This is a genomic window from Pelomonas sp. V22 (assembly GCF_030014915.1).
GTDB lineage: Bacteria > Pseudomonadota > Gammaproteobacteria > Burkholderiales > Burkholderiaceae_C > JAUASW01.
The window spans coordinates 309,870-332,795 of record NZ_JAGIXS010000005.1; the positions used below are offsets into that span (position 1 = coordinate 309,870).

The 22,926-nt window shown below is 68.7% G+C and carries 15 protein-coding genes and 1 riboswitch; of the genes, 5 read left to right on the forward strand and 10 right to left on the reverse strand.

All coding sequences use genetic code 11. From position 1 onward, the window contains the following. Positions 1-13: 13 nt before the first annotated feature. The 4 genes from J7U46_RS17445 to J7U46_RS17460 form a co-directional block, all read right to left on the reverse strand. On the reverse strand, positions 14-643 hold the full coding sequence (locus J7U46_RS17445) for a glutathione S-transferase C-terminal domain-containing protein (RefSeq protein WP_282828105.1): 630 nt from the start codon (positions 641-643) through the stop codon (positions 14-16). Between the two features lie 169 nt (positions 644-812). Continuing rightward, the gene (locus J7U46_RS17450; RefSeq protein WP_282828107.1) at positions 813-2,090 is read right to left on the reverse strand and encodes an amidohydrolase family protein; all 1,278 of its coding nucleotides are present in this window, start codon (positions 2,088-2,090) and stop codon (positions 813-815) included. Positions 2,091-2,106: 16 nt separating this feature from the next. Next, on the reverse strand, positions 2,107-2,649 hold the full coding sequence (locus J7U46_RS17455) for a cytochrome b/b6 domain-containing protein (RefSeq protein WP_282828109.1): 543 nt from the start codon (positions 2,647-2,649) through the stop codon (positions 2,107-2,109). Between the two features lie 88 nt (positions 2,650-2,737). Further along, complete coding sequence (locus J7U46_RS17460) at positions 2,738-4,672, reverse strand: Cache 3/Cache 2 fusion domain-containing protein (RefSeq protein ID WP_282828111.1); 1,935 nt, start codon at positions 4,670-4,672, stop codon at positions 2,738-2,740. Positions 4,673-4,823: 151 nt separating this feature from the next. Beyond that, positions 4,824-4,921, reverse strand: a riboswitch (cyclic di-GMP riboswitch). Positions 4,922-5,106: 185 nt separating this feature from the next. On the opposite strand from J7U46_RS17460, the gene J7U46_RS17465 reads away from it, so the two are divergent. Both J7U46_RS17465 and J7U46_RS17470 read left to right on the forward strand, forming a co-directional pair. Beyond that, positions 5,107-5,991 (forward strand): serine hydrolase, encoded by an 885-nt coding sequence (locus tag J7U46_RS17465; protein WP_282828113.1) that lies wholly within the window; start codon positions 5,107-5,109, stop codon positions 5,989-5,991. 11 nt (positions 5,992-6,002) lie between these two features. Continuing rightward, positions 6,003-6,872 (forward strand): alpha/beta hydrolase-fold protein, encoded by an 870-nt coding sequence (locus J7U46_RS17470; RefSeq protein ID WP_282828115.1) that lies wholly within the window; start codon positions 6,003-6,005, stop codon positions 6,870-6,872. 34 nt (positions 6,873-6,906) lie between these two features. Here the strand turns inward: J7U46_RS17470 and J7U46_RS17475 are convergent, their stop codons facing one another. Continuing rightward, positions 6,907-9,597, reverse strand: coding sequence for a polysaccharide deacetylase family protein (locus J7U46_RS17475; protein WP_282828117.1), 2,691 nt, complete (start codon positions 9,595-9,597; stop codon positions 6,907-6,909). Positions 9,598-9,735: 138 nt separating this feature from the next. On the opposite strand from J7U46_RS17475, the gene purB reads away from it, so the two are divergent. Beyond that, positions 9,736-11,103 (forward strand): adenylosuccinate lyase, encoded by a 1,368-nt coding sequence (gene purB / locus J7U46_RS17480; protein ID WP_282828119.1) that lies wholly within the window; start codon positions 9,736-9,738, stop codon positions 11,101-11,103. Positions 11,104-11,119: 16 nt separating this feature from the next. Here purB and J7U46_RS17485 read toward each other — a convergent pair whose 3' ends face one another. Both J7U46_RS17485 and J7U46_RS17490 read right to left on the reverse strand, forming a co-directional pair. Beyond that, positions 11,120-11,791 (reverse strand): YciI family protein, encoded by a 672-nt coding sequence (locus J7U46_RS17485; RefSeq protein ID WP_282828121.1) that lies wholly within the window; start codon positions 11,789-11,791, stop codon positions 11,120-11,122. 36 nt (positions 11,792-11,827) lie between these two features. Further along, a complete protein-coding gene (locus J7U46_RS17490) occupies positions 11,828-12,772 on the reverse strand; it encodes a GNAT family N-acetyltransferase (protein WP_282828123.1) in 945 nt (314 codons plus the stop codon). A 64-nt stretch (positions 12,773-12,836) separates the two neighbouring features. Here J7U46_RS17490 and pyrF point away from each other — a divergent pair, with 64 nt between their 5' ends. Beyond that, on the forward strand, positions 12,837-13,658 hold the full coding sequence (gene pyrF, locus J7U46_RS17495) for an orotidine-5'-phosphate decarboxylase (protein WP_282828126.1): 822 nt from the start codon (positions 12,837-12,839) through the stop codon (positions 13,656-13,658). A gap of 211 nt (positions 13,659-13,869) precedes the next feature. After that, positions 13,870-17,178, forward strand: coding sequence for a PAS domain S-box protein (locus J7U46_RS17500; protein WP_282828128.1), 3,309 nt, complete (start codon positions 13,870-13,872; stop codon positions 17,176-17,178). Between the two features lie 9 nt (positions 17,179-17,187). Here the strand turns inward: J7U46_RS17500 and J7U46_RS17505 are convergent, their stop codons facing one another. The 3 genes from J7U46_RS17505 to J7U46_RS17515 are packed head-to-tail and all read right to left on the reverse strand — an operon-like array spanning position 17,188 to position 22,924. Next, entirely contained in the window at positions 17,188-21,099 is a 3,912-nt protein-coding gene (locus tag J7U46_RS17505; RefSeq protein WP_282828130.1) for a response regulator, read from the reverse strand. Continuing rightward, complete coding sequence (locus tag J7U46_RS17510) at positions 21,096-21,764, reverse strand: histidine phosphatase family protein (protein WP_282828132.1); 669 nt, start codon at positions 21,762-21,764, stop codon at positions 21,096-21,098. Before J7U46_RS17510 ends, J7U46_RS17505 begins: the two co-directional genes overlap by 4 nt. Beyond that, positions 21,761-22,924: an HD domain-containing phosphohydrolase gene (locus J7U46_RS17515; protein WP_282828134.1), complete on the reverse strand. Its 1,164-nt coding sequence runs from the start codon at positions 22,922-22,924 to the stop codon at positions 21,761-21,763. Before J7U46_RS17515 ends, J7U46_RS17510 begins: the two co-directional genes overlap by 4 nt. Between the last annotated feature and the right edge of the window lie 2 nt (positions 22,925-22,926).

Consider the following 22,926-nt stretch of genomic DNA (forward strand, 5'->3'; position numbering starts at 1 on the left):
GCAGGTCGCCCGATCAGGCGGCGGGTGGAACGGTATCAATGAAGCTCTGGCGGGTGCTGAGCTTCTCGTAGAGCTTGGCGAGGTTGGGATGGTCACCGCGCCAGTCAATCGACGGGAAGCGCAGGTCCAGGTAGCCGAGCGCGCAGCCCACCGAGATGTCGGCCAGCGAGAAGTGATTGCCCGAGCACCAGGCTTTTTCGCCGAGGCCCTGGCCCATGGCGCGCAGGGCGGCGTAGACCTTGCCCATCTGACGTTCTATCCACGCGGGGCTGCGCTGCTCGGGCGTGCGGCCGCCCCAGGTGTGCTCTAGGCGCGAAAGGATGGAGGCGTCGATCAGGCCATCGGCCAGCGCTTCCCAGGTGCGCACTTCGGTGCGCTCGCGGCCACGCTCGGGGATGAGCTTGCCGACCGGCGACAAGGTATCCACGTACTCGACGATGACGCGCGAATCGAACACCGCGCCGGTGATCGAGTCCTGGCCTTCCATCACCAGGCAAGGCACCTTGCCCAGCGGGTTCATCTTGAGGATGGCGTCATTGCTCCACACGTCTTCCAGCACCAGCTGGTAGTCGAGCTTTTTCTCCGCCATCACGATGCGGACCTTGCGGACGTAGGGGCTGGTAAGGGATCCGATGAGCTTCATGTCTTGGGTGGGAGGAGCCGACGGCCCCCTCTCAGTGCGGCGCGATTCTAGCCAAGCGGTTCGGCCACGATAGGCTGTACAAAATCGGCGATCTAGGGCAGGGAAATGCGGCTTGTCAGGCCTGCGGGCTTGCGCCACACTTTTGCGCGCCCTGGCTGCTTCGGCCGGCTCACCGGGGTGGGCTGAAGCTCCAGTCGACGCTGGAAGGGCGGCCCGCCAGGTGGAGCGAGGCGATGGCCGGCGCCATGCGGCTCAAGACCTGGCCCCGGCGCACCACCAGCAGGCGCGCAGCGCGCAGCCGGATCGCCTCCTCCGGCGAGCGGGCCTGCAACAGGACGAAGTCGGCATGGCAGCCCACTTCAAGCCCATAGCCCTCGAGGCCGACGATGCGCGCGGCATTGACCGTCACCGCCTCGAAACACTGGCGCATGGCGGTGCGCGAGGTCATCTGCGCCACGTGCAGGCCCATGGTGGCGACCTCCAGCATGTCGGCGCTGCCCATGGAGTACCAGGGGTCGAGCACGCAGTCGTGGCCGAAGGCGACATCCAGCCCGGCCGCCAGCAGCTCGGGCACGCGGGTCATGCCGCGGCGCTTGGGGTAGCTGTCGAAGCGGCCCTGCAGCGTGATGTTGATCAGCGGATTGGCCACCACGCCGAGCCGGCTTTCGGCCATCAGGGCGATCAGCTTGGCGGCGTAGTAGTTGTCCATGGAATGCATGGACGTCAGGTGCGAACCGGTGACGCGGCCTTGCAGGCCGAGGCGCTGCGTCTCGAAGGCCAGGCTTTCGACATGGCGCGACAGCGGGTCGTCGCTCTCGTCGCAATGCATGTCCACGCGCAGGCCGCGCTCGGCGGCGAGCTCGCAGAGGATGCGCACGCTCTCGGCGCCTTCGGCCATGGTGCGCTCGTGATGCGGAATGCCGCCGACGACCTCGACGCCGAGGTCCAGCGCGCGGCGCAGATTCACCAGCGCGTTCTTTGAGCGCAAGAGGCCATCCTGCGGAAAGGCCACCAGTTGCAGGTCCAGGTAGGGCGCGACCCGGCGCTTCACTTCCAGCAGCGCCTCGACCGCGAGCAGCCTGTCGTCGCAGACATCCACATGGCTGCGTATCGCCAGGAGGCCGCGTGCCACGGCCCAGTCGCAGTAGCGCAGGGCGCGCTCGATCAGCGCCTCCTGCGTCAGCTGCGGCTTGAGCTCGCCCCACAGCGCGATGCCTTCGAGCAGGGTGCCGCTGTCGTTGACGCGTGGCTGGCCATGGCTCAGGGTGGCATCGAGATGGAAGTGCGCATCGACGAAGGGCGGGCTCAGCAGCCAGCCCTGACCGTCGATGATCTCCGTGCCCTCCGGCGCGGCAAGCTGTGGGCCGATGGCGGCGATGCGCCCGTCCTGCACCAGCAGGTCCCGGCCCTGGCGGCCATCGCTCAAGCAGACATCGCGTATCAGCATGGCCGGGCTCGCGCGCCTATTTGAGCGTGGGCCACATGCGGCGCAGCACGCCGTCCTTCAGCACGCGGTGGTGCCAGACGGCCGCTGCCGCATGCAGCAGGGCCAGGATCAGCAGCGCATTGGCTGCCAGTTCGTGCAGCTCCTTGACATCGTGGCGCAGCGCCTTGTTGTCGGGTGCGATCGAGGTGATCTTGTAGAGGTCGAACAGGTTGTCGCCGCGCACCAGGGTCAGGGCGATGCCGGCGCCGACTGCGGCAATCAGCAGCAGGTAGAGCAGGCCATGGGCGGCCTTCGCGATGCGGCCTGCGAGGCCGGAGTCGGCTGCCGGCCGCGTGCCGCCACGGGCCCACCACAGCAGGCGAGCCAGGATCAGGAAGCCGAGCAGCACGCCGAACGTGATGTGCAGGCTGCGCACCGTGATGCGCGGCGTGCCACGTGGGAACCAGTCGATGGTCTGTCCGACGCACCACAGACCGAAGACCAGCAAGGCGCTGACCCAGTGCAGCAGGATGCTGCGACGGTCGTAGTGCAGGGGGGGAACGCTGGCTTGATTTGACATGGCTCGGCTGGGGGCTGGCTGAAGGCTTTCAGCATACCCCCGGTCCAGCGCACCCGGCTTCAGCTCCGCTTCAGCCGCGCTCTCGATGTCAGACCGGCTGCAGCCGGAAGCCCCCCACCACCTCGGCCAGGTTGCGGGCCTGCTCGCGCAGGCTTTCGGCGGCGGCCGTGCTCTGCTCGACGAGTGCGGCGTTCTGCTGCGTGGCGCCGTCCAGCTGGGTGATGGCGCCATTGACCTCACCGATGCCGGCACGCTGCTCCTGCGTGGCGGTGCTGATCTCGGCCACGACGGCGCTGACGCGCTCGACGCTGGCCACGATCTCGCTCATGCTGTCGCCGGCCTGGTGCACCAGCTCGGCGCCGGCCTCGACCTGCTCGACGCTGCTGCCGATCAGGCGCTTGATTTCCTTGGCGGCTTCGGCGCTGCGCTGCGCGAGGCTGCGCACCTCGCTGGCCACGACAGCGAAGCCCCGGCCCTGGTCGCCGGCGCGGGCCGCTTCCACGGCGGCGTTCAGCGCGAGGATGTTGGTCTGGAAGGCCAGGCTGTCGATGGTGCCGATGATGTCGCTGATTCTCCGGCTGGCGCCATTGATCTCGTCCATGGTCGTGACCACGCGGCCCATCAGTGCGCCGCCCCGCGAGGCCACGTCGCGGGCATTGCCGGCCAGCGTGTTGGCCGACTGGGCGGCCTCGGCCGTCTGCGTCACGGCGGCGGCCAGTTGCTCCACCGAGCTGGCAATCTGCTGCAGGCTGCCGGCGCCTTCTTCGGTGCGACCCGAGAGGTCCTGGCTGCCGGCGGCCACCTGGGCGCTGGCGGTGGAAATGCTGTCGGTGGCCTCGCGCACCGAGCCCATGGTTTGGGCCAGGCGCTGGCGCATTGCTTCCACGCTGTGCGCCAGGGCGCCGAGGTCGTCGTTGCGGTGCACGGTCACTGTGGTTGAGAGATCGCCGTCTGCCACGCGGGCCACGGCACGGTTCAGCGAGCGCAGCGGGCCGCCGAGCCAATGGCGCAGCAAGAGGCTGAGGCCGATGGCCAGGGCCAGGCTGGCGCCACCCAGCGTCAGCCACAGGGCACGCTGGTTGATCCAGTACTGGCCCAGCGCCTCATGGTCCAGCACCTCGGCCAGCACCCACAGGCCGCTGTCCTTGCTCTGGCGGGCCACCAGCCAGCTGTCCTCGGCCTTGCGGTTCAGGAGAGCCGGCGCCTTCTGGATGAGGGCACCGTCTTGCAGCTGGGCCATGAAGGCCTCGGTCTCGCTCACGCGCTCGGCGAGCGGCTGGGCCGCCTGGCCCGGCAGGCCGCGCAGCAGCGGCTTGCCGCTGGCGCCCTTGGGGTCGAGCAGGAACACACCGCCATGCTCGAACAGCTTGACGCCGCCGGCCAGGTGCTCGAGCGACTGCTGGAAGCCGCTGGTGTCGAAGCCGACGAAGAGGATGCCGATCACGCGGCCCTGGGCATCGCGGATCGGCTCATAGCGGTTCATGAAGGGCTTACCGAACAGCTGGGCGCGGCCCACATAGGCCTGGCCGGCGATCAGCTTGTCGTGGGCCGGGTGCGTGGTGCCCAGCAAGGTGCCGATGGCGCGCTCGCCGTTCTCCTTCTTCAAGGAGGTGGCGATGCGACGGAAGTCGTCGCCCTCGCGCACGAAGATGGTGGCGGCGCCGCCGGTGTTCTGGCTGAAGCGGTCCACCGCGTCGAAATTGCCGGCCAGCTTGCGGCCGTCGTAGATGAGTTCGCCCTCGGTGTTCTGGCTGAAGCGGCCGCTGAACTCGGTGGCGAAGGTGTTGTAGAAGCGCTCGGCCATCAATCGGGCCTGGGCATCGAAGGCATCGGCCATGCGGGCGATGGCGCCGGCTTCGCTGCGGGCCAGGGCGGCGGCGGCATCGCGCTCATGGCCGGCGCTGCGCAGGCTCAGGGCGAGGCAGGAGAGACCGATCAGGGCGGCGACGCCGAGGCTGCCCGCAACCGCGACGCGGCGCGCCAGGCTGGCATGGGGAAGGGACTTCGAGGGGGAGGACTTCATGGCTTCTTCAAGGCGGACGCTGGGGTTGGACTGCACCCCGATCAGCAGGCGATTGAGCCCTCGATGAAGTGCCGGCGCAGCCGCGCGAAAGACCATGAAGCAAGCAGCGGGGCCTGAGCCCCGCTTGCGGCAGAGCGACCCTTGCGGGCCCTCCGGCAACCCCGCTATCGTGGCCGCACCCGAGAGGGCATGGCGGTAGACCGGAGGCTTTGCGACCCCGTCTTTCAAGCGGGTGTGCCAAGTGGTAACGAAGTGTCTTTGATTGGTATCAACGAATCAAGGTTTCTACCTAGGCGGCAGTGCCTACTCGTGAGATTGCTCACGATTGGGCGATGGCCGCCTGCAGGCCAGTCCAAGTTGGGCGGTCGCACTGGTATCTCCTGGGGCAGCCCCGCAATGCGGCCACAATGCGCGCCATGCCGTCTCTGCTAGCCATGGTTCCCGTCCCCCAAACCACCCCCAAAAACTGGCTGAGCCTGCTGGCCCTCAGCCTCGCCTTCGCCGCCCTGCCGTCGGCAGCCCGCAACATCGCCAAGCCGGCCCCGGCCGCCGAATCCGCCGCTGATGCGCCGGCCTTCAAGCTCGCCGTCAATGCCAAGCACGCCCTGGTGCTGGAAGACGCCACCGGCCGCGTGCTGATGGCCAAGGACGCCGACCAGGTCGTGCCCATCGCCTCGCTGACCAAGCTGATCACGGCCATGGTCGTGCTCGATGCCAAGCTCGACATGAACGAGAAGATCCGCATCGCGCCCGAGGACGTGGACACGCTCAAGCACAGCGCCTCGCGTGTGCGCGTGGGCACTGAGATGAGCCGCCTCGCCGCGCTGAAGATGGCCCTGATGGCCTCCGAGAACCGCGCCGCTGCCGCCCTGGGCCGCACCTTCCCCGGTGGCATGGCGGCCTTTGTTCAGGCCGCGCAGGCCAAGGTCCGCAGCCTCGGCCTCACGCGCACGGCGATTGCCGAGCCCACCGGCCTCTCGCCCGCCAACACCTCGACGGCGGTCGAGGTCGCCAAGATCGCCAACGCGGCCGCCCGCTATGCCGAGATCAGCAAGATCACCAGCGACAAGAAGGCGAGCGTGCCCCTGAACGGCAAGCCGCGCGACGTGAACAACACCAACCGCCTCGTCGGTGCCAAGGGCTGGGACATCCGCCTCTCGAAGACCGGCTACACCGAGGAAGCCGGCCGCTGCCTGACCATGCGCATGGTGAGCGGCGGCAAGCCAGTGACGGTGGTGCTGCTGGACGCCGATGGCTCGGCCCAGCGCCTGCGCGACGCGGCCCGCATCCGCCAGTCGCTCGCCAAGCTGCACAGCTGAGGCGCGCCGTCATGCTGATCCGCTCCCTGTGCCTGGGGCTGGGCCTGCTCGTGGCCGCTGCGGCGCCATCGCAAGCTCAGTCTCCCTACACGCTCTCACGCACCGAGGTGCATGCCCTCCCGGCCCCGGCGCTGAAGCGCAATTACCAGCTCTTCGTCAGCCTGCCCGCCTCCTACGAGGCCGAGCCGCAGCGCCGCTATCCAGTGCTCTTCATCAGCGATGCCGACTACGGCTTCCCGCTCTTGCGCAGCATTGCCCGTCGGGTGGGCGACGGCGGCCGGGGCCTGGAGGACTTCATCCTCGTCGGGCTGTCGTACTCGGAGGGCGACAGCGCCACGGTCAGCCGCAACCGCGACTACACGCCGACGCCGCGCCGCGATGGCGGAGGCGCCAGCAAGGTCTACGGCGAGGCCGAACCGTACCGCCGCTACCTGGCCGAGCAGGTCCTGCCCTATGTGGCGAAGACCTGGCGCGCCGACATGGGTCGCAAGGTCTTCGCCGGCCATTCCTATGGCGGCCTGCTGGGCGCGCACATCTTGCTGAACACGCCGAAGATGTTCGAGCAATACATCCTCAGCAGCCCCTCGCTCTGGTACGACGAGGGCCTGCTCTTGAAGCGCGCGAAGGCCCTGGCCGCCGAGCATGGCGAGCTGCCGGCGCATGTGCTGCTGCTGGCCGGCGCCAAGGAGCGGCCGCGCGGCTCGCGCGAGGAGGGTGACGACATCGTCGGCGACATGCAGCGTTTCGAGAAGCTGCTGCGCGCCGGCAAGCTGCGCGGCCTGCAGATCCAGTCGCAGGTGATCGCCGACGAGGACCACCTCTCGGTGGCCCCTGCAGCCTTCACGCGCGGCTTGCGCTGGGCCTTGCCCGGCCGGCGTTGATCAGTCGCTGATCAAACGGCCGCTCAACACTTGATCAGAGCGGCAGCTTGGGCCGGTGCGCCGCATCCGGCTCGGCGATGAAGGCCTGCAGCTCGGCCGCACGGCCATGCTTGGGTGAGAGGCCCACGAAGGTCTTGTAGGCCTCCAGTGCTTTCGCATCGTCGCCGGCCTGCAGCCGCGCATCGCCGAGGTTGAGCCAGGCCAGGGCCCGGCTGCCATCCATCGCAATGGCCTTTTCGTACCAGCGCGCCGCCTCGGCCGGCTTGCCGCGCTTGAAGTAGACGAAGCCGAGGTTGTTGGCCGCGAGGGCGAATGAGGGCTGCTGCTTCAGTGCCTCGACGAAGGCGGCCTCGGCCTCGTCGTAGCGGCGCTCCTTGTAGAGCTGCAGGCCGCGGTCGTTGGCGCGCTGGGCGGCCACACGCGAGCCGGTCTCGACCTTGGCGGTGGAGGTGGAGAGCGACTGCTCCTTGCCATCCAGCCCGGTGATGGTCACCTTCACCGCACTGGCGGCGGTCTGCGGCGAAGCCACCTCGTCGATGCGCTTGGCCAGGCGGCTGGCGGCGGCGTCGAGCTGGTTGCTGTCGCCGCTCAAGGCCTGCTCCACCACCGGCAGCTCGAACACGAACTCGCCGCCCTCCGAGCCCGGCAGGCTGCCGAAGGCCGGCGTCTGGTGCGCGATGGCCGAGACGGCCGGCGCTACATAGGCGGCCAGCTCGGTGCCGGTGATCAGGCCGTCGCCGTTCAGGTCGGCCTTGCCCGACAGGGCCTGCAAGAGCGTCCAGGTGAAGACCGAATGCCCGCCAGGGCCATCGTCGGCCACCTGTTGGTCGGCGCCACCGGCCGTCATCATCTGCCGGCCTATGCGGCGGCTGTTGTCGCGCGCGAAATTGGCGGCGCCGCCGCGCGTGAGGCCGAGGCCCGAGTAGCAGGCGTCGATGACGAAGAGCGCATGCTTGGCGCTCAAGGCCTCGGCCACTTCCTGCAGTTGCGGCATGGCGATGGCGTCGGTCTGCAAATCATCCTGCGAAGCATCGACCGGGATCACATAGCCGATCTCGCGGCCGCTGGGCAGGCGCCGCGTGCTGCCGTGGCCGGCGAAGAACACCAGCACGCGGTCGTCGCGCTTGACCCGCTTGGCATCGCCGAGCTTGTCGTTCAGCGCGCGCAGGATGTTGGCGCGCGTGGCCTCGCCATCGAGCAGCATCGTGATGTTCTCGGCGCGGAAGCCGAAGCGCGTCTCCAGCGCCTCACGCATGGCCTTGGCATCGCGGGCCGCATGCGAGAGGCGTGGCCATTTGTCGTACTGGTCGATACCGACGATCAGCGCATGGCTGTCGCGGTAGAGGCTGGTGCCGGCCGTGGGCATGGGCGCGGGCGCCGCCGCGTCGGCCGTGACGATGCGGCCGTCCTTCCAGCTGGCGAAGCGGTAGCCTTCGGCGCTCAATTGGTCGAGCACCAGGGGCAGGGCCTGGACGGTGCGGGCATGGATGTCATGGAAGAGCACGATGCCGCGCTGGCGCTTGTCCAGCTCGCCGAGCACGCGCGCGGCGATGGATTTGGGGATGGGGTCAGACCAGTCCAGCGAGTCGATGTTCCACATCATCGAGCGCAGCTTCAGCGCCTCGACGGTGGCCAGCGCGGCCTCGTTGCGCGCGCCGTAAGGGAAGCGGAACAGCGGCGCTCCTTGCCGGCCGGCCTTGTCGAGCAGGGCCTCGGTGTTGGCGGCTTCTTCGCGCACCTTGGCCTGTTCGAACTTGGACATCAGGCCATGGGTGAAGCTGTGGTTGGCGAGCTGGTGGCCGGCGGCCAGAACCCGCTGCGCCACCTGGCTGCCCGGCCCAGGCAAGACCTGGCCCTTGGCGTCAAGCTTGCCGAGGTTCTGGCCCAGCTGAAAAAAAACGGCGGGCGCCTGGTAGCGCTTGAGGATTTCGAGGATCTCGTCGGTGTAGCGGCCATGCGGGCCGTCGTCGAAGGTCAGCAGGACCGTCTTCGCTGGCAGGTCCTCGCCGAACAGCTCGCGCGGTGCTGCCGATGAAGCCGCCGGTGCCGGCGTGGCGCTGGCATAGGGCACGATGGTGGCGTAGTCGCGCAGGATCTGCTCGCGGCTGTAGAGGCTGCGCAGCTTGGCCACGTAGTCGCTCCACTTCTCGCGCTTGAGCTCGATGCCGCGCTTGTTGCCGAAGCGGCCGAAGACGTCCTTCAGCTCGCGCTCGTAAGCCTGTTCGACCTCGGCCAGCACGGCCAGGTCTTCGTTCGCGCGCTTGGCCAGCTTCAGCGCCGCCAGGCTTTGCGCGCCGGCGTACTGCTCGGCGATGCGGGCGAGGTAGTCCTTGAAGGCCAGGCGGTCGGCATCGAACCAGCTGGGCTCGGACTCGATGCGGTCCAGCACCTGGGCCAGCGCGGCCACGAGGGCCGGGTCCTGGTGGGCGGCCGAGAGCTTCCACAGCGCTTCCGTGCCCTCGCGCATCTCGTGGAAGATCAGCTGCCCCACGGCCGCGACGGCGCGGCGCTCGGCAGGCTTGAGTTGAGCCTCGCCGTCCATCAGCACGATCATCTGGCGGTAGCGCTTGAGCAACTGGTCGACGCCCTGCTGCAGCTGGGCCAGTTGCGCGGCATTGGCAGCAGGCGAACTCGCGGCGGAGGGGGCTTCGGCGCTCTTGGGCTGGCAGGCGCTCAAGGCCAGCAGGCCGGCGCAGAGCAGGGCGGTGCGCAATGGACGAGACAAGATCGGGCTCCCCGAGGATTTTTGTTGGACTGAATGTTGTCGAGCTCAGCGGCCGCATTGTGGGGGCGATTCCCCGCCCGGGCCCTGCGGCTAAAATCTGCGGGTTTGCCCTCATCCGGCCCTGCGCCACACCCCACCATGACGCTCTCCGCTCTGACTGCTCTCTCGCCGCTGGACGGCCGCTACGCCTCGCGTTTCGCCGCCCTGCGCCCGCTGCTCTCGGAGTTCGGCCTGATGCACCGCCGCGTGCAGGTCGAGGTCGAGTGGTTCATCGCGCTGTCGGATGCCGGCTTCGCCGAATTCAAGCCGCTGTCCGAAGCCTCGCGCGGCCTGCTGCGCGGCCTCGTGACGCGCTTCTCGGAAGCCGACGCGCAAGCGATCAAGGACATCGAGAAGACCACCAACCATGACGTCAAGGCGGTCGAGTACTGGCTGAAGTCGCGCTTCGAGTCGCAGCCCGAGCTGAAGGCCGCCGGCGAGTTCGTGCACTTCGCCTGCACCAGCGAAGACATCAACAACACCAGCCACGGCCTGATGCTGAAGGCCGCGCGCCAGGACGTGGTGCTGCCGACCATCGACAAGATCATCGCCAAGCTCACCGACATGGCCCACGCCATGGCCGCCACGCCGATGCTGAGCCGCACGCACGGCCAGACCGCCAGCCCCACCACCGTGGGCAAGGAAATCGCCAACGTCGTGGCCAGGTTGCGCAATGCCCGCGAGCGCATTGCTGACGTGAAGCTGCTGGCCAAGATGAACGGCGCCGTCGGCAACTACAACGCCCACCTGAGCGCCTGGCCCGAGTTCGACTGGGAAGGCTTCTCGCAGCGCGTGATCGAAGGCCAGCTGGGCCTGACCTTCAACCCCTACACCATCCAGATCGAACCGCACGACTACATGGCCGAGCTGTTCGACGCGATGACCCGCGTCAACACCATCCTGATCGACTGGTCGCGCGACGTCTGGGGCTATGTGTCGCTGGGCTACTTCAAGCAGCGCACCAAGGCCGGCGAGATCGGCAGCTCGACCATGCCGCACAAGGTCAACCCGATCGACTTCGAGAATGCCGAGGGCAACTTCGGCCTGGCCTCGGCCGTGCTGAGCCATCTGTCGCAGAAGCTGCCCGTCAGCCGGTGGCAGCGCGACCTGACCGACTCCACCGTGCTGCGCAACATGGGCGTGGCCATCGGCTACGCCGTGCTCGGCTACGACTCGCTCTTGAAGGGCCTGGACAAGCTCGAGATCAACGAAGCCGCCCTGGCTGACGACCTCGACCACGCCTGGGAAGTGCTGGCCGAGCCCATTCAGACCGTGATGCGCCGTTACGCCCTGCCCAACCCCTACGAGCGCCTGAAGGAGCTGACCCGCGGCAAGGCCATCACCCGCGAGGCCATCGCCGAATTCATCGCCACGCTGGAACTGCCCGAGGCCGAGAAGGCCCGGCTGCTGGCCATGACGCCGGGCAGCTACACCGGCAAGGCGGAAGAGTTGGCGAAGCGGATCTGAGTGCGGATCTGAGCGCTCAGTTCAGCACGCCCTTGCCCAGCCACTGACCCCACACATCGAGGCTGACCGTCTTGTCGGCCAAGCCCGGGTAGGCGGCCAGCGCGGCTTGCAGGGCGTCGCCATCGGTGGTCTTGGCGAACAGCACCTCCGCCACCGGACCGGTGGCGAGCGAGTACCAGGCGCCGAAACGGCCGCTGTCGACCTGCTGCTGCAGCAGCGCGCGGCGCTGAACCTGCGCGGCCGGCGTGGCCTTCTCGTCGCGGCCGATCAGTACGATGCGCGCTTCCTCGATGCCGCCGGGATTCACGGCCAGTGTGATCAAGGCCTTGTTGGGCCGGGCGACGGCGGCGTTGACCGTCATATAGCCCTCGCGCACGTACTCGTCCGGATCGAAGTAGCGCTGCAAGGCCTCGCGCGACGGCGCCTTGGCCACGACGATGCCGCGCTTGACGCGGGCCGGGTCGCGCATGGGCCCAGCGGCAAACAGCTTGCCTTCGGCATGCAGGCGCACGAAGTTGTCCAGATGGCCCTGCTGCATCTTTTGCACGGCCGCCTTGTCGTCCGGCGTGGGCTTGCCGGTCTCGAGGAAGATGAAGTACCACTCCCCGGTACTGCCCGTTTCGGCGGCCTGGGCCTGCAGCAGGGGAAGGGCGAGTGCGGAGGCAATCAAGAGCTGGCGGCGGCGCATGGGCATCTCCTGTGGGCTGGGTTTGATTCTGGCGGATCAGGCCGCGACGTCGTCACACCAGGCCAGCGCGGCCACGCGCCAGCCGTCGGCGGTCTTGACGACTTGCAGCCGCTTCTCACCGCTGCCCTCGAAAGCCTGGCCGTCGAGCACGCCGGACTTGCGATAACGCAGGCGCAACTGGGCGATGCGGCCGAGCAGCTCGGTCTGCAGCGGGCCGTGCAAGCCTTCCGTGAACTCGCTCAATCGGCCGCCGAACAGCAGCTCGGCGCGCGGCTTGATGAACGTGCGCGGATCCATCAGCTCCAGGCCCTCGGGCCGGTCGCAGGCGATGCTGGCGTGGGGCAGCAGCCAGCGCGGCAGACTGGCGATCAGCGGTATCGCGCCCTGCCGGTTGTCGAAGGCGCCCAGCACGCGGTGCAGCAGCAGCTCGATCTGGGCGATGTCGTCCAGGGGGGCGGTGGCCGGCGCGTCCCAGCGGAACAGCGCGGTCTCGCGGGTCTCGCCATCGAGCACGGTGGTTTCGACATGTCGAAGGCCAATGCCTTCCAGCACGCGGGCCGAGGCGGTGTTGCTGGGTGAGGTGATGCCGAGGATGGTGTTCAGCCCCAGCACCTCATGGCCGTAGCGCAGGCAGGCGGCAGCGGCCTCGCGGGCATAGCCGGCGCCCCAGGCGCGCGGCACGAAGCCGTAGCCCACGTCCACATGGGGCAGGCTGTCGCGCTTGATCAGGCCGCACATGCCGAGCAGGGCGCCATCCGCGAGGCGCTCCACGGCCCAGAAGCCGAAGCCCTGGAACCAGTAGCCGCCGACCAGGCGGTCGGTGATGAAGGCGCGGGCAGCGTCGAGGCTGTGGACATTGCGGTCGCCGATGTTCTGCAGCCAGGACGGCTCGTTGAGCAGCTCCAGGATGAACTCGGCGTCGCCGGGTTTGTCGGCGTCGAACCAGCGCAGCCGCAGCCGCTCGGTGCTCAGGACCTGCATCGCTTCTCTCTCCCCGATTTCAAAAGCAGGACAATAGCGGGTCTTCGCGCCCCTGACTCAAGCCATGAACTTCGTCCAGCAGATCCACGCCGCCGCCAGCCTCAACAACTCCCTGCTGTGCGTGGGCCTGGACCCGGAACCGGCCAAGTTCCCGGGCGCCTGGAAGGGCGATGCCTCGCGCATCTACGACTTCTGCTCCGCCATCGTCGACGCGACCAAGGACCTGGTGATCGCCTTCAAGCCGCAGATCGCCTACTTCCATGCCCAGCGCGCCGAAGACCAGCTGGAGCGCCTGATGGCCCACATCAAGCGCGTGGCGCCCCAGGTGCCGGTGATCCTCGACGCCAAGCGCGGCGACATCGGCTCCACCGCCGAGCAGTACGCCCGCGAGGCCTTCGAGCGCTACCAGGCCGATGCCGTGACCCTCTCGCCCTTCATGGGCTTCGACACCATCGAGCCCTATTTGCGCTACCCCGACAAGGGCGCCATCCTGCTGTGCCGCACTTCCAACACCGGCGGCAATGACTGGCAGATGCAGCGCCTGGCCGATGTGCCGGGCCAGCCTCGCCTCTATGAGCACCTGGCCCGCCTCGCCGAAACCGAGTGGAACAAGAACGGCCAACTGGGCCTGGTGGTGGGCGCGACCTTCCCCGAGGAAATCGCCCGCGTGCGCGAGCTGGCGCCGACGCTGCCGCTCCTGATCCCCGGCGTGGGCGCCCAGGGCGGCGATGCGGCGGCCACGGTCAAGGCCGGCTGGCGCGAGGGTGCTCCCATCATCGTCAACAGCTCGCGGGCCGTGCTTTACGCCAGCTCGGGCGAGGACTTCGCCGCGGCCGCCCGTCGCGTGGCGATGCAGACGCGCGACAGCTTGAACGCGGCGCGCTGAGACCGCGCACAGGGCCCGGAAGGGGCCTGTGGCTGTCGAAGGCCCGCCACAATCCGTGTGGTCAGGGCTGAGCAGTATTTCTCGCTCTGTCGCGCCGATCGTGACCTGCGCGGCAAAGCGGGCGGTTTTCGCGCCGACGGGGCCGCTCTCTATGGCCCGGTGACCGCCTTCTGGGTCAGACTCACGCTTCTGATGCCGGGAGCATGGCCGCGTGATCAAGAAGAGCAGGGACACCCTCGAGGAACTGAGCAGCCTGGTTGGCCAGGAACATGACCTGGCGACCCAGCAGGGGGCGCTCGAGAGCCGCATCCAGTGGCGCTCGGTGCGCCTGCTGGCGGGTGGCTGCGGCACGCTGGGCCTGGCACTGAGCCTGGCGCTCTTGATTTACCGCAGGCCGGATGAGCTGATGCAGGGCTGGCTGATGCCGCTGCTGCTGGTGCTGATGAGCGGCCTGTGCTTCATCGGCCTGTGCTTCATCGGCCTGTGGAAGCTGCCCCGGCGCTACGGACGCGGCTTCGTGCTCGCCGTGCTGTTCAGCGTGGTGTTCGTCGCCGTGGCAGCGGCCTTCGTGCGCCAGGCCGGCATCAATGCTGTCGGTCTGGGAGTGCTGGCGCTGACCGTGGCCATGGCCACGGCCATACAGGGCCTGCGCTCCGGCCTGGCGATGCTGGCGGCGGCCGGTGCGGGCCTGGCGGCCATCGCCTGGGGCCAGCTGAGCGGCGAGATCGTTCCGAGGACCGGGCCGCCCCGGATCCCCTTGATGCTGGCTGCTCATGCCGTGGTCTTGCTGACCGGCCTGGTGGTGGGCCTGGCGACCCTGCGCATGGTCAAGCGGTCGGTCAGCGAGGCCAACGACCGCAATGCCCGCTTTCGCCACCTGCTGTCGATGGCGGCCGATTGGTATTGGGAGATGGACCGCGAGTTCCGCTTCACCCACCTGGCCGAGGACAAGCCCGGCTCCTCGGGCCTCGACCTCAGCTCGCGCCTCGGCAAGACGCCCTGGGAGCTGGAGAACATGGGCCTGTCGGACGAGGAGCTCGATGCCCACCGCGCCGACCTCGAATCGCACCGCTCCTTCCATGGCCTGGTGGCGCGCCGCCGCAGCAGCGACGGCGGCCAGCGCTATGTGTCGATCAGCGGGGAGCCGCGCTTCGATGCCGAGGGCAACTTCCGCGGCTATTGGGGCGTGGGCCGCGACGTGACCAACGAGGTCCAGGCCGAGCAGACCATCCAGGCCACCGAGACGCGCTACCGCGAGCTGTTCCGCCGCTCACCGAGCCCGCTGGTGCTGCACCGCTGGGGCCGCGTGCTGGATGCCAACCCGGCCGCCATGGCCATGTTCGGCTACACCCAGCGCTCCAGCATGATCGGCCAGGACATCTTTGCCCATTACGAGCCGGGCGAGGACGAACGGGCCCGCCAGCGCGCCGCCCGCATCGAGGCCATGCCGGTGGGCGCGATGCTGCCGCAGGCCGAGTTCCGCCTGCGCACGCTGTCGCGCCGGCGCCGCCTGGTGCAGGTCACGACGGTGCGGGTTGATGCCATCGGCGGTCCGGCCACGCTGTCCTTCTTCATTGACCAGACCGAGGCCTCGCGCGCCCAGGAGGCGCTGCGCCGCTCCGAGGCCCTGCTCTCGCACCTGGTGGCCACCAGCCCCGACGTGATCACGCTGACCGAGATGGCGACCGGCCGCTACGCCATGGTCAACAAGACCTTCGAGCAGCTGAGCGGCTACACCACCGAGGAGGTGTTGGGCCGCACGGCCGACGAGCTCGGTATCTGGTACGACCCCGAGGACCGCGCCCGCGTGGTGGCGGCGGTGCGGGAGCATGGCAGGGCGAGCGAGCTGCCGGTCAGCTTCCGCAGCAAGTCAGGCCTGCCGGTGTCCATGGTGCTGTCGGCCGCGCCCTTCGAGATGGAGGGCCAGAGCTACCTGGTCATCAATGCCCGCGACGTGACCGACACCGAGCGCACCCGCCTCGTGCACTCGGCCATCCTCGAGAACGCCTCCATCGGCATCACGCTCACGCGCGACCAGCATTTCGTGCTGGTCAACCCGCTGGTGGAGCAGATGTTCGGCTGGGGGCCGGGCGAGCTGGTGGGCCAGCATGGCAGCGTGGTCTGGCCGAGCGTGGAGGACTGGCAACTGGTCGGCGCCGAGCTGGGGCCGCGCCTGGCGTCCGGCGAACAGGTCGAGACCGAGCGCTCGATGAAGCGCCGCGACGGCTCCACCTTCCTGTGCCGCTTGCTGGCCCGCGCGGTGGACCCCAACCACCCGAGCCGCGGCGGCACGATCTGGATTCTTGAAGATGTGACCGAGCGCCGCCGCGTCGAGGCCGCGCTGGCCCAGGCCAAGGACGAGGCGCAGGCCGCCAACCGCGCCAAGAGCGCCTTCCTGGCCAACACCAGCCATGAGATCCGCACGCCCTTGAACGGCCTCGTGGGCCTCGCGCGCATGCTGCAGCAGCCCGACATGAAGGAGGACAAGCGGCGCGAGTACCTGGACCAGATGCTGGACAGCGCCGAGAGCCTCTCGGGCCTGATCTCCGACATCCTCGACCTTTCCAAGATCGAGGCCGGCCGCCTGACGCTGGAGACGGTGCCTTTCGCGCTGCGCGACATGCTCGGCACGATGAAGCTGGCCTACCTGACGCTGGCGCAGGCGCGCGGCCTCACGTTCCAGATCGAAGTCGACGCGAGCGTGCCGGCCTGGGTGGTGGGCGACCCGGTGCGCACCCGTCAGATCCTCTCCAACTACCTGACCAATGCGCTCAAGTTCACCGAGAGCGGCTCGGTGGCCGTGCGCGTGCGGGCGCTGAGCGCCGAGCGCGTGCGCATCGAGGTGCAGGACACCGGCCCCGGCATCTCGCCCGAGCTGCGCGAGCGCCTGTTCCAGCCGTTCACGCAGGCCGACGAATCGACCACGCGGCGCTTCGGCGGCACCGGCCTCGGCCTCTCGATCTGCCGCGAGCTGGCCGAGCTGATGGGCGGCCAGGTCGGCGTCGACAGCGAATACGGCCAGGGCTCGGTCTTCTGGGCCGAACTGGACCTGCCGGCCGCGCCCACGCCCATCAGCACCCAGCTGCGCGAGGCGCGCAACAACGAGGACCTCGAAGGCCTGCGTGTGCTGATGGTCGAGGACAACCCGGTCAACATGATGATCGCCGTGGCCCTGCTGGAGCAGTGGGGCCTGGAGGTGGCGCAGGCCAGCGACGGCAGCCAGGCCATCGAGGCCATCAACGCCGCCGCCACGCTGGGCAAGCCCTATGACGCCGTGCTGATGGACGTGCAGATGCCGGTGATGAGCGGCCACGAGGCCACGCGCGTGGTGCGCCGCCGCTTCAATGCGACCGAACTGCCCATCATTGCGCTGACCGCCGCCGCCCTGATCTCCGAGCGCGATGAAGCCCTGGCTGCGGGCATGAACGACTTCCTGACCAAGCCCATCGATGCCCAGCGCCTGCGCCAGGCGCTGGTGCGCCTGATCGGCCACAAGGACAACGACAAGCAGCGCAGCTGAGCGCCGGCCTCAGGACGGAGTCAGTCTTTTCCAGGCCTGCTCGGCCAGGGTGGCGGCGGTCCGGAAATCAAAGCCATCGACCGCCACCGTCAGCGGGCGCACGAGCTCCGGGCAGAACTGCTCCAGCCAGGGGCGCAACGGAACGAAGGCGTCCGCCGCGTCCAGGTCGTCGCGCCGCAGCAGCACCAGCCAGTTCATCAGCGCCTCACGCAGCCGCTCCAGATTGGGACTGGTGCTTGCCGGCGCCAGCACCATGTCAGGCCAGGTGCCCATTTGCTGCTGGACCTGCGCCAGCGCCTGCGCGAGCGGCTCGAGGGCGGCCTCGGCAGCGGCGGTGTCGGGCGGCTGGGCCTGCAGGGGCTGTTCCACCGCGCGTGCCAGCTGCTGGATGGCCGAAAGCCCCAGCGTACCTGCCACGCCGCGCAGCGTGTGCATGCGGTGGCGGGCCTGGTCGGGATGTTCATCCTGCAATTCCTGTCGGCAATGCAGCGCGTCGGCGCTGTGGTCCTGATTGAAGCGCTGCAGCAGGGCGGCGAGGCGCTGCTCCTGGCCCCGCACGCTGCGCAGGCCCAGTTCGAGATTCAAGCCGGCCAGCGCCTTCAGCCGCTCGCGCAGCTCGCTGGTCGGGCCGGTGAGGGGTGGGGCAGCATGTGCAGGTGCCGCGTCGGCCGCGGCAGTCGCCCCGGGGGCGGCCTGGAGCCAGCGTGCCAGCGTGTCGCGCAGCTGGTCCGGCTCCACCGGCTTGGGCACATGATCGTTCATGCCGGCAGCCAGCGCCGCTGCGCGGTCCTGCGCAAAGGCGTTGGCGGTCATGGCGATGATGGGGGTCGTCCGGTAGGCCGGCAGGCCGCGCAGCCGTCGGCAGGTTTCCAGGCCGTCGAGGCGCGGCATCTGCTGGTCGAGCAAGATCAGGTCGTAGCGATGCTGCTGTGCCATCTCCAGCGCCGCGAGGCCGTCGTCGGCCAGGTCCACGGCATAGCCGAGCTCGCGCAGCAGCTCGGCTGCCACCTCCTGGTTCAGCGGGTTGTCCTCGGCGAGCAGGATGCGTGCACCCGCCGTCTTGGGGGGGGCAGCAGGTGGCGCCCGCTGCGGGTCGGGCCCCGTGTGCAGGGCCTGAGCCCAGGCCTTGGCCACTGCGTCGAGCAACTGTGCCGGCAGCACCGGCTTGGGCAGGAAGGCCGCGATCTCGCCCGGCAACATGTCGGCCTGCGGGCAACCGGTCGAGCCGCTGATGAGGAGGCAGACAGGGCGCTGGCGCAGGTTGAGCTGTGTGAGCCGGTTCACCAGCTCGACACCGTTGATCTCGGGCATTTGCCAGTCGGTGAGCAGCAGGCTGTAGGGGTCGGCGCTGGCCTCGGCCTCGGCCAGCAGCACGAGGGCCTGGCTGCCGTCGCTCGCAGTTTCCACCCGGGCTCCGAGGCGGCTCAGGATGTCGGACAGGGACTGCCGTGCTTCTTCCATGTCGTCCACCACCAGCACCCGCGTGCCGGGGGGCAGGGCGACCGGCTCTGCCACCGGCGCCTGCGCGCGGCGCAGCGGCAGCTCAATCCAGAAGCTGCTGCCCTTTCCGGGCTCGCTGCGCACCCCGACCTGCCCGCCCATCAGGTCGGCCAGCCGCCTGCAGATGGCGAGGCCCAGGCCCGTGCCGCCGTACAGCCGGGTGGTCGATGTGTCGGCCTGCTCGAAGGCCCGGAACAGGCGGGATTGCTGCTCCGGCGTGAGGCCGATGCCGGTGTCGGTGACGGTGAAGCGCAGCCAGAGCTCCTCGCCCTCCTCGAGCACCAGGCTGCCGCGCAGCACCACGCTGCCGTGTTCGGTGAACTTCACCGCGTTGCTGACGAAGTTCAGCAGCACCTGGCCGAGTCGCACCCCGTCGCCATGCAGCTGGGGCGGCAGCGTGCCGATGTCGGCCACCACCTCCAGGTTCTTGGCGTCGGCGCGATCGGCGTTCAGTGCGAACACGTTGGCGATGCAGCGTTCGAGGTCGAAGTCCGTGGGCTCCAGCGTGAACTTGCCGGCCTCGATCTTCGAGAAATCGAGGATGTCGTTGATGACGGCCAGCAGGTGCAGGGCCGCGCCGGAGATCTTCTCGAGCTGCTGGCGCTGGCGCTCGTTGACCTGGTCGCGCTTGAGCAGATGGGTGAGGCCGATGATGGCGTTCATCGGCGTGCGGATCTCGTGGCTCATGTTCGCCAGGAAGGAGCTCTTGGCGCGGTTGGCGCTCTCGGCCGCGTCCTTGGCGGCACGCAGGGCCTCGGCCACTTCGTGCTCGCGCGTCACGTCTTCGATGATGCCAATCACCAGATCAGCCTGGCCCTCCAGGCGCAGCGGCGCGCCTGTGATGCGTGCCCAGAAACGGCTGCCGTCGCTGCGCGTTAGCGACTGCTCCAGGGCGGCGGGGTTGTCGTAGCTGGCGCCTTCCGGGTAGAGCTGGCGTCCGGCCTGCTCGAATTCCTCGTCGCTGCCATACCAGAGGCGGGTTGATTCGCCGGTCAGCATCTCCATGGGCCGGTCCAGCATCTGTGCGAACCGGGCGTTGCAGCGCAGGACGCGTCGGCGGCGCAGCAGCACGATGCCGACGGTGGCAGCGTCGAACACGATGCGCAGCTCTTCATTCGCACGTTGCAACTCCTCCGTGCGCTCGGCCACCAGTTGCTGCAGTCGTTCGCGGTGCTGCATCAGTTCCTGCTCGGCGGCATGCAGGGCTGTCACATCGCGGCCCACGCCGAGGATGCCGATCAACTGCCCGGCCGCATCACGGATCAGGGTCTTGATCACGAGCACGCGTTCGCGGTGGCCGTCGGCGAAGGTCCGCCAATGCGGTTCGACCGTGTGCTGGCCCGTTGCCAGGGCCAGGCGGTCGGCGTCGCGGTAGCGCTGAACCTCTTCAGCGGCGAACAGGTCTGCATCGGTTTTGCCGACCAGATCGGCCGCCTCGCGCCCGGTCAGTTCCATGAAACGCCGGTTGAAGATGCGATAGGCGCCGTCGGCGTCCTTGAGCCAGACCAGGTCGGGCATTCCCTGGATCAGGGTGCGCAATTGCAGGCGTTCCGCGTCCAGGGCCTGTTGCGCCTGGTCACGCTCCGCCTGCACGCGCGAGAACTCCAGCAGCGAGGCCGCCAGCGAGCCAAGCAGGCTGCCCGAGGGCCTGGCCTGTGTCAGCAGTTGCTCGCGCAGCTTGGGATCGTCGATGCCGCTGCCCTGGGCGATGTCGTTCACCGCTTCGTTGATCCAGTCCAGCCGCATGGCGATGCGCCTTGCTACGGCCAGCCAGGCCAGGACCAGGGCCAGCGTGCCCAGCGCCACCCAGCGAAGGCGAACTGCGTTGTCCTCGCGGACCTGGGCAATGGATGCCTGTGCTTCGTCGCTGGTGTGCTTGGTCAGCTGCTGGGCGAGTACATGCGCACTCTGCGAGAAGCTCAGGAAGTGCCGCGCCGTGCGGCTCAGCAGCTCACGTGCCTGCGTGGCATCGATGGCGGCGAGGTCGGTGCTGCGGATCAGGTCGCGCCGGAAATCATTGAAGCGTTCACGGGCCTGGGCCAGCGTCGCCTCGGCTTCCGCGTTTGCCTGGGTCACCGGCAGCTTGAGCAGGCGTTGCTCGACCCCCGCCATCGCATCGACGGCACGGGCGTGCAGCGCATAGGTCTGGGCCGCGTCGGACAGGCGGTGCGTGTCGGCCATCAGGTCCTCGACCTGCTGCTGAAGGCCCAGCAACTCGCGGCTGATCGCTAGAGCATCGGCGGCCACCGCCAGGTCATGCCGCTGCTCGACGAACACGGCTTCGGTGGCCTGCGCCTGGACCCGATCCGACCACATCGCATAGAGCAGGCTGCCGCTCAGTGCCAGCGCCATCGGCACGAAGAACACGGCCAGGAAGCGCAGTCGGCGGGCCTGCTTGGCGAATTTCTGGTTGGTGGTCATGGGCTCAGGGGTCGGGCCAGCAAGCTGTCCCAGAGCGTTGGCGGGATGCTGGCCAGGTACTCGAAGCCGCCTTTGCCGTGCGGCTGCAGGATGACGACCGTGCCTTCCGGGTTGACGAAGTAGCCGATCAGGTCGGCCAGATTGGGGGCATGCGCGATCAGCACCGTGTTGCTGCCTGCCGGCGGCGGCGTGGACACGAGCCTTCGGATCGTGACGAGCAGCGGCTTCTTCTGCTCCGACGTGAAGTTGGCGGAATACATCAGGTCATGCTCGCTGCGGCGCGGAAGGTCCGGGAAGGCGAGCAGGGCGGAGTCGCGCGTGCGGCACGTCGGGCTGTACAGCACCTCGTGCACCGGGATGCCCAGGCGGCGGAAGCGCTGGCCCAGCAGGCGCATGCCGGCACGCCCCTCCTCGCTGAGCACCCGCTGGGTTTCGCAGTTGCTGAGATCGACGGGCAGGTGGTCGGCTCGGCTGTTGTCGGTGGCGCCGTGGCGGATGTAGAGCACATAGCCGCCCTGGCGCAGGGCCTTCAGTTGGGCCGGCGTGGCCATGCGTTCCTTGAAGGCCGGTGAGCTGGCTGCCTGCGCCTGCGCTTGCACCAGAGCGGGCGCGCATGCCAGCAGCGAGGCGCCGAGCAGGCTGTGCAGCAGCAGCCACCGCCTCATGGCGCCTGCTCCGCCTCGTGGTCGGCGAAGCGCCGCGAGATGTCGACAAACTCGTCCACGCTGCGCAGAAAGGCGTCTGCGATGTCCGGATCGAAATGCTTGCCGCGACCGTCGCGCATGATCTCAAGCGCCTGCTCCAGTGGAAAGGCCTGCTTGTAGTGGCGCCGGGACATCAGCGCATCGAACACGTCGGCCACCGCCATCAGGCGCGCGGGCAGCGGAATGGCGTCGCCGGCCAACCCTCGCGGGTAGCCGCTGCCATCCCATTTCTCGTGATGCCCCCCGGCAATGTCTTGCGCCGTCGCCAGGAAGGCCAGCGAGGTGTCCGAGTCGACGCCACTGAACGGCTGGCGGTTCCGCACCCGCTCGATGGCGTCCGCCAGGGCCTGGCTGCCGATGGCAGCGTGCGTCTTCATGATCTCGAATTCGTCGGGCGTGAGCTTGCCGGGCTTGAGCAGGATGGCATCCGGGATGCCCACCTTGCCGATGTCGTGCAGCGGCGCGGCACGCACCATGCGCTGGCAGTCCATCGGGTTGGCCAGCGCGGCCTCGAAGCGCGGATGCTTGCGCAGCGCGCGTATCAGCACGCTCACGTAGGACTGGGTGCGATGCAGGTGGTTGCCCGTCTCGTTGTCGCGCTTCTCGGCCAGCAGGGCCAGGGCATGCAGGCTGACCTCCTTGATCAGCTCGTTCTCGAGCATGCGCCTATGCACCTCGGCATCCAGTTCGGCGTTCTTGTTGCTCAGCCAGTCCCGCCAGCGCTTGAGCTCCAGGTGGGCCTTGACCCGGGCCAGCAGCAGGGCCGGCTTGATCGGCTTGGTGACGTAGTCCACGGCCCCAAGGGCCAGACCGATCTCCTCGTCCTCGTCAGCGTCCAGCGCAGTGACGAAGATCACCGGGATGTCCGCGGTGGAAGGCTGGGCGCGCAGGCGGCGCAGCACTTCGTGGCCGTCCATCTCCGGCATCATCACGTCGAGCAGGATCAGATCGGGCCGGGGCTCGCCGGCAGCCGCCACCAGCGCATGCGCGCCCGAGTTGGCCACCCGCACGCGGTAGTGGGGGCGCAGCAGCTGCCCGATGATGCTGAGGTTCTCGCCGGTGTCGTCGACGACGAGCACGGTGAGGGGCAGGGGCACCTCGGGTTCGGTGTTGGTCTGCATGG

What these genes read in the sequence shown, in the direction of transcription:
- J7U46_RS17445 (WP_282828105.1), bottom strand. Translation starts at nt 643, where the DNA reads ATGAAGCTCATCGGATCCCTTACCAGCCCCTACGTCCGCAAGGTCCGC.
- J7U46_RS17450 (WP_282828107.1), bottom strand. Translation starts at nt 2,090, where the DNA reads ATGCTGATACGCGATGTCTGCTTGAGCGATGGCCGCCAGGGCCGGGAC.
- J7U46_RS17455 (WP_282828109.1), bottom strand. Translation starts at nt 2,649, where the DNA reads ATGTCAAATCAAGCCAGCGTTCCCCCCCTGCACTACGACCGTCGCAGC.
- J7U46_RS17460 (WP_282828111.1), bottom strand. Translation starts at nt 4,672, where the DNA reads ATGAAGTCCTCCCCCTCGAAGTCCCTTCCCCATGCCAGCCTGGCGCGC.
- J7U46_RS17465 (WP_282828113.1), top strand. Translation starts at nt 5,107, where the DNA reads ATGGTTCCCGTCCCCCAAACCACCCCCAAAAACTGGCTGAGCCTGCTG.
- J7U46_RS17470 (WP_282828115.1), top strand. Translation starts at nt 6,003, where the DNA reads ATGCTGATCCGCTCCCTGTGCCTGGGGCTGGGCCTGCTCGTGGCCGCT.
- purB (WP_282828119.1), top strand. Translation starts at nt 9,736, where the DNA reads ATGACGCTCTCCGCTCTGACTGCTCTCTCGCCGCTGGACGGCCGCTAC.
- J7U46_RS17485 (WP_282828121.1), bottom strand. Translation starts at nt 11,791, where the DNA reads ATGCGCCGCCGCCAGCTCTTGATTGCCTCCGCACTCGCCCTTCCCCTG.
- J7U46_RS17490 (WP_282828123.1), bottom strand. Translation starts at nt 12,772, where the DNA reads ATGCAGGTCCTGAGCACCGAGCGGCTGCGGCTGCGCTGGTTCGACGCC.
- pyrF (WP_282828126.1), top strand. Translation starts at nt 12,837, where the DNA reads ATGAACTTCGTCCAGCAGATCCACGCCGCCGCCAGCCTCAACAACTCC.
- J7U46_RS17505 (WP_282828130.1), bottom strand. Translation starts at nt 21,099, where the DNA reads ATGACCACCAACCAGAAATTCGCCAAGCAGGCCCGCCGACTGCGCTTC.
- J7U46_RS17510 (WP_282828132.1), bottom strand. Translation starts at nt 21,764, where the DNA reads ATGAGGCGGTGGCTGCTGCTGCACAGCCTGCTCGGCGCCTCGCTGCTG.
- J7U46_RS17515 (WP_282828134.1), bottom strand. Translation starts at nt 22,924, where the DNA reads ATGCAGACCAACACCGAACCCGAGGTGCCCCTGCCCCTCACCGTGCTC.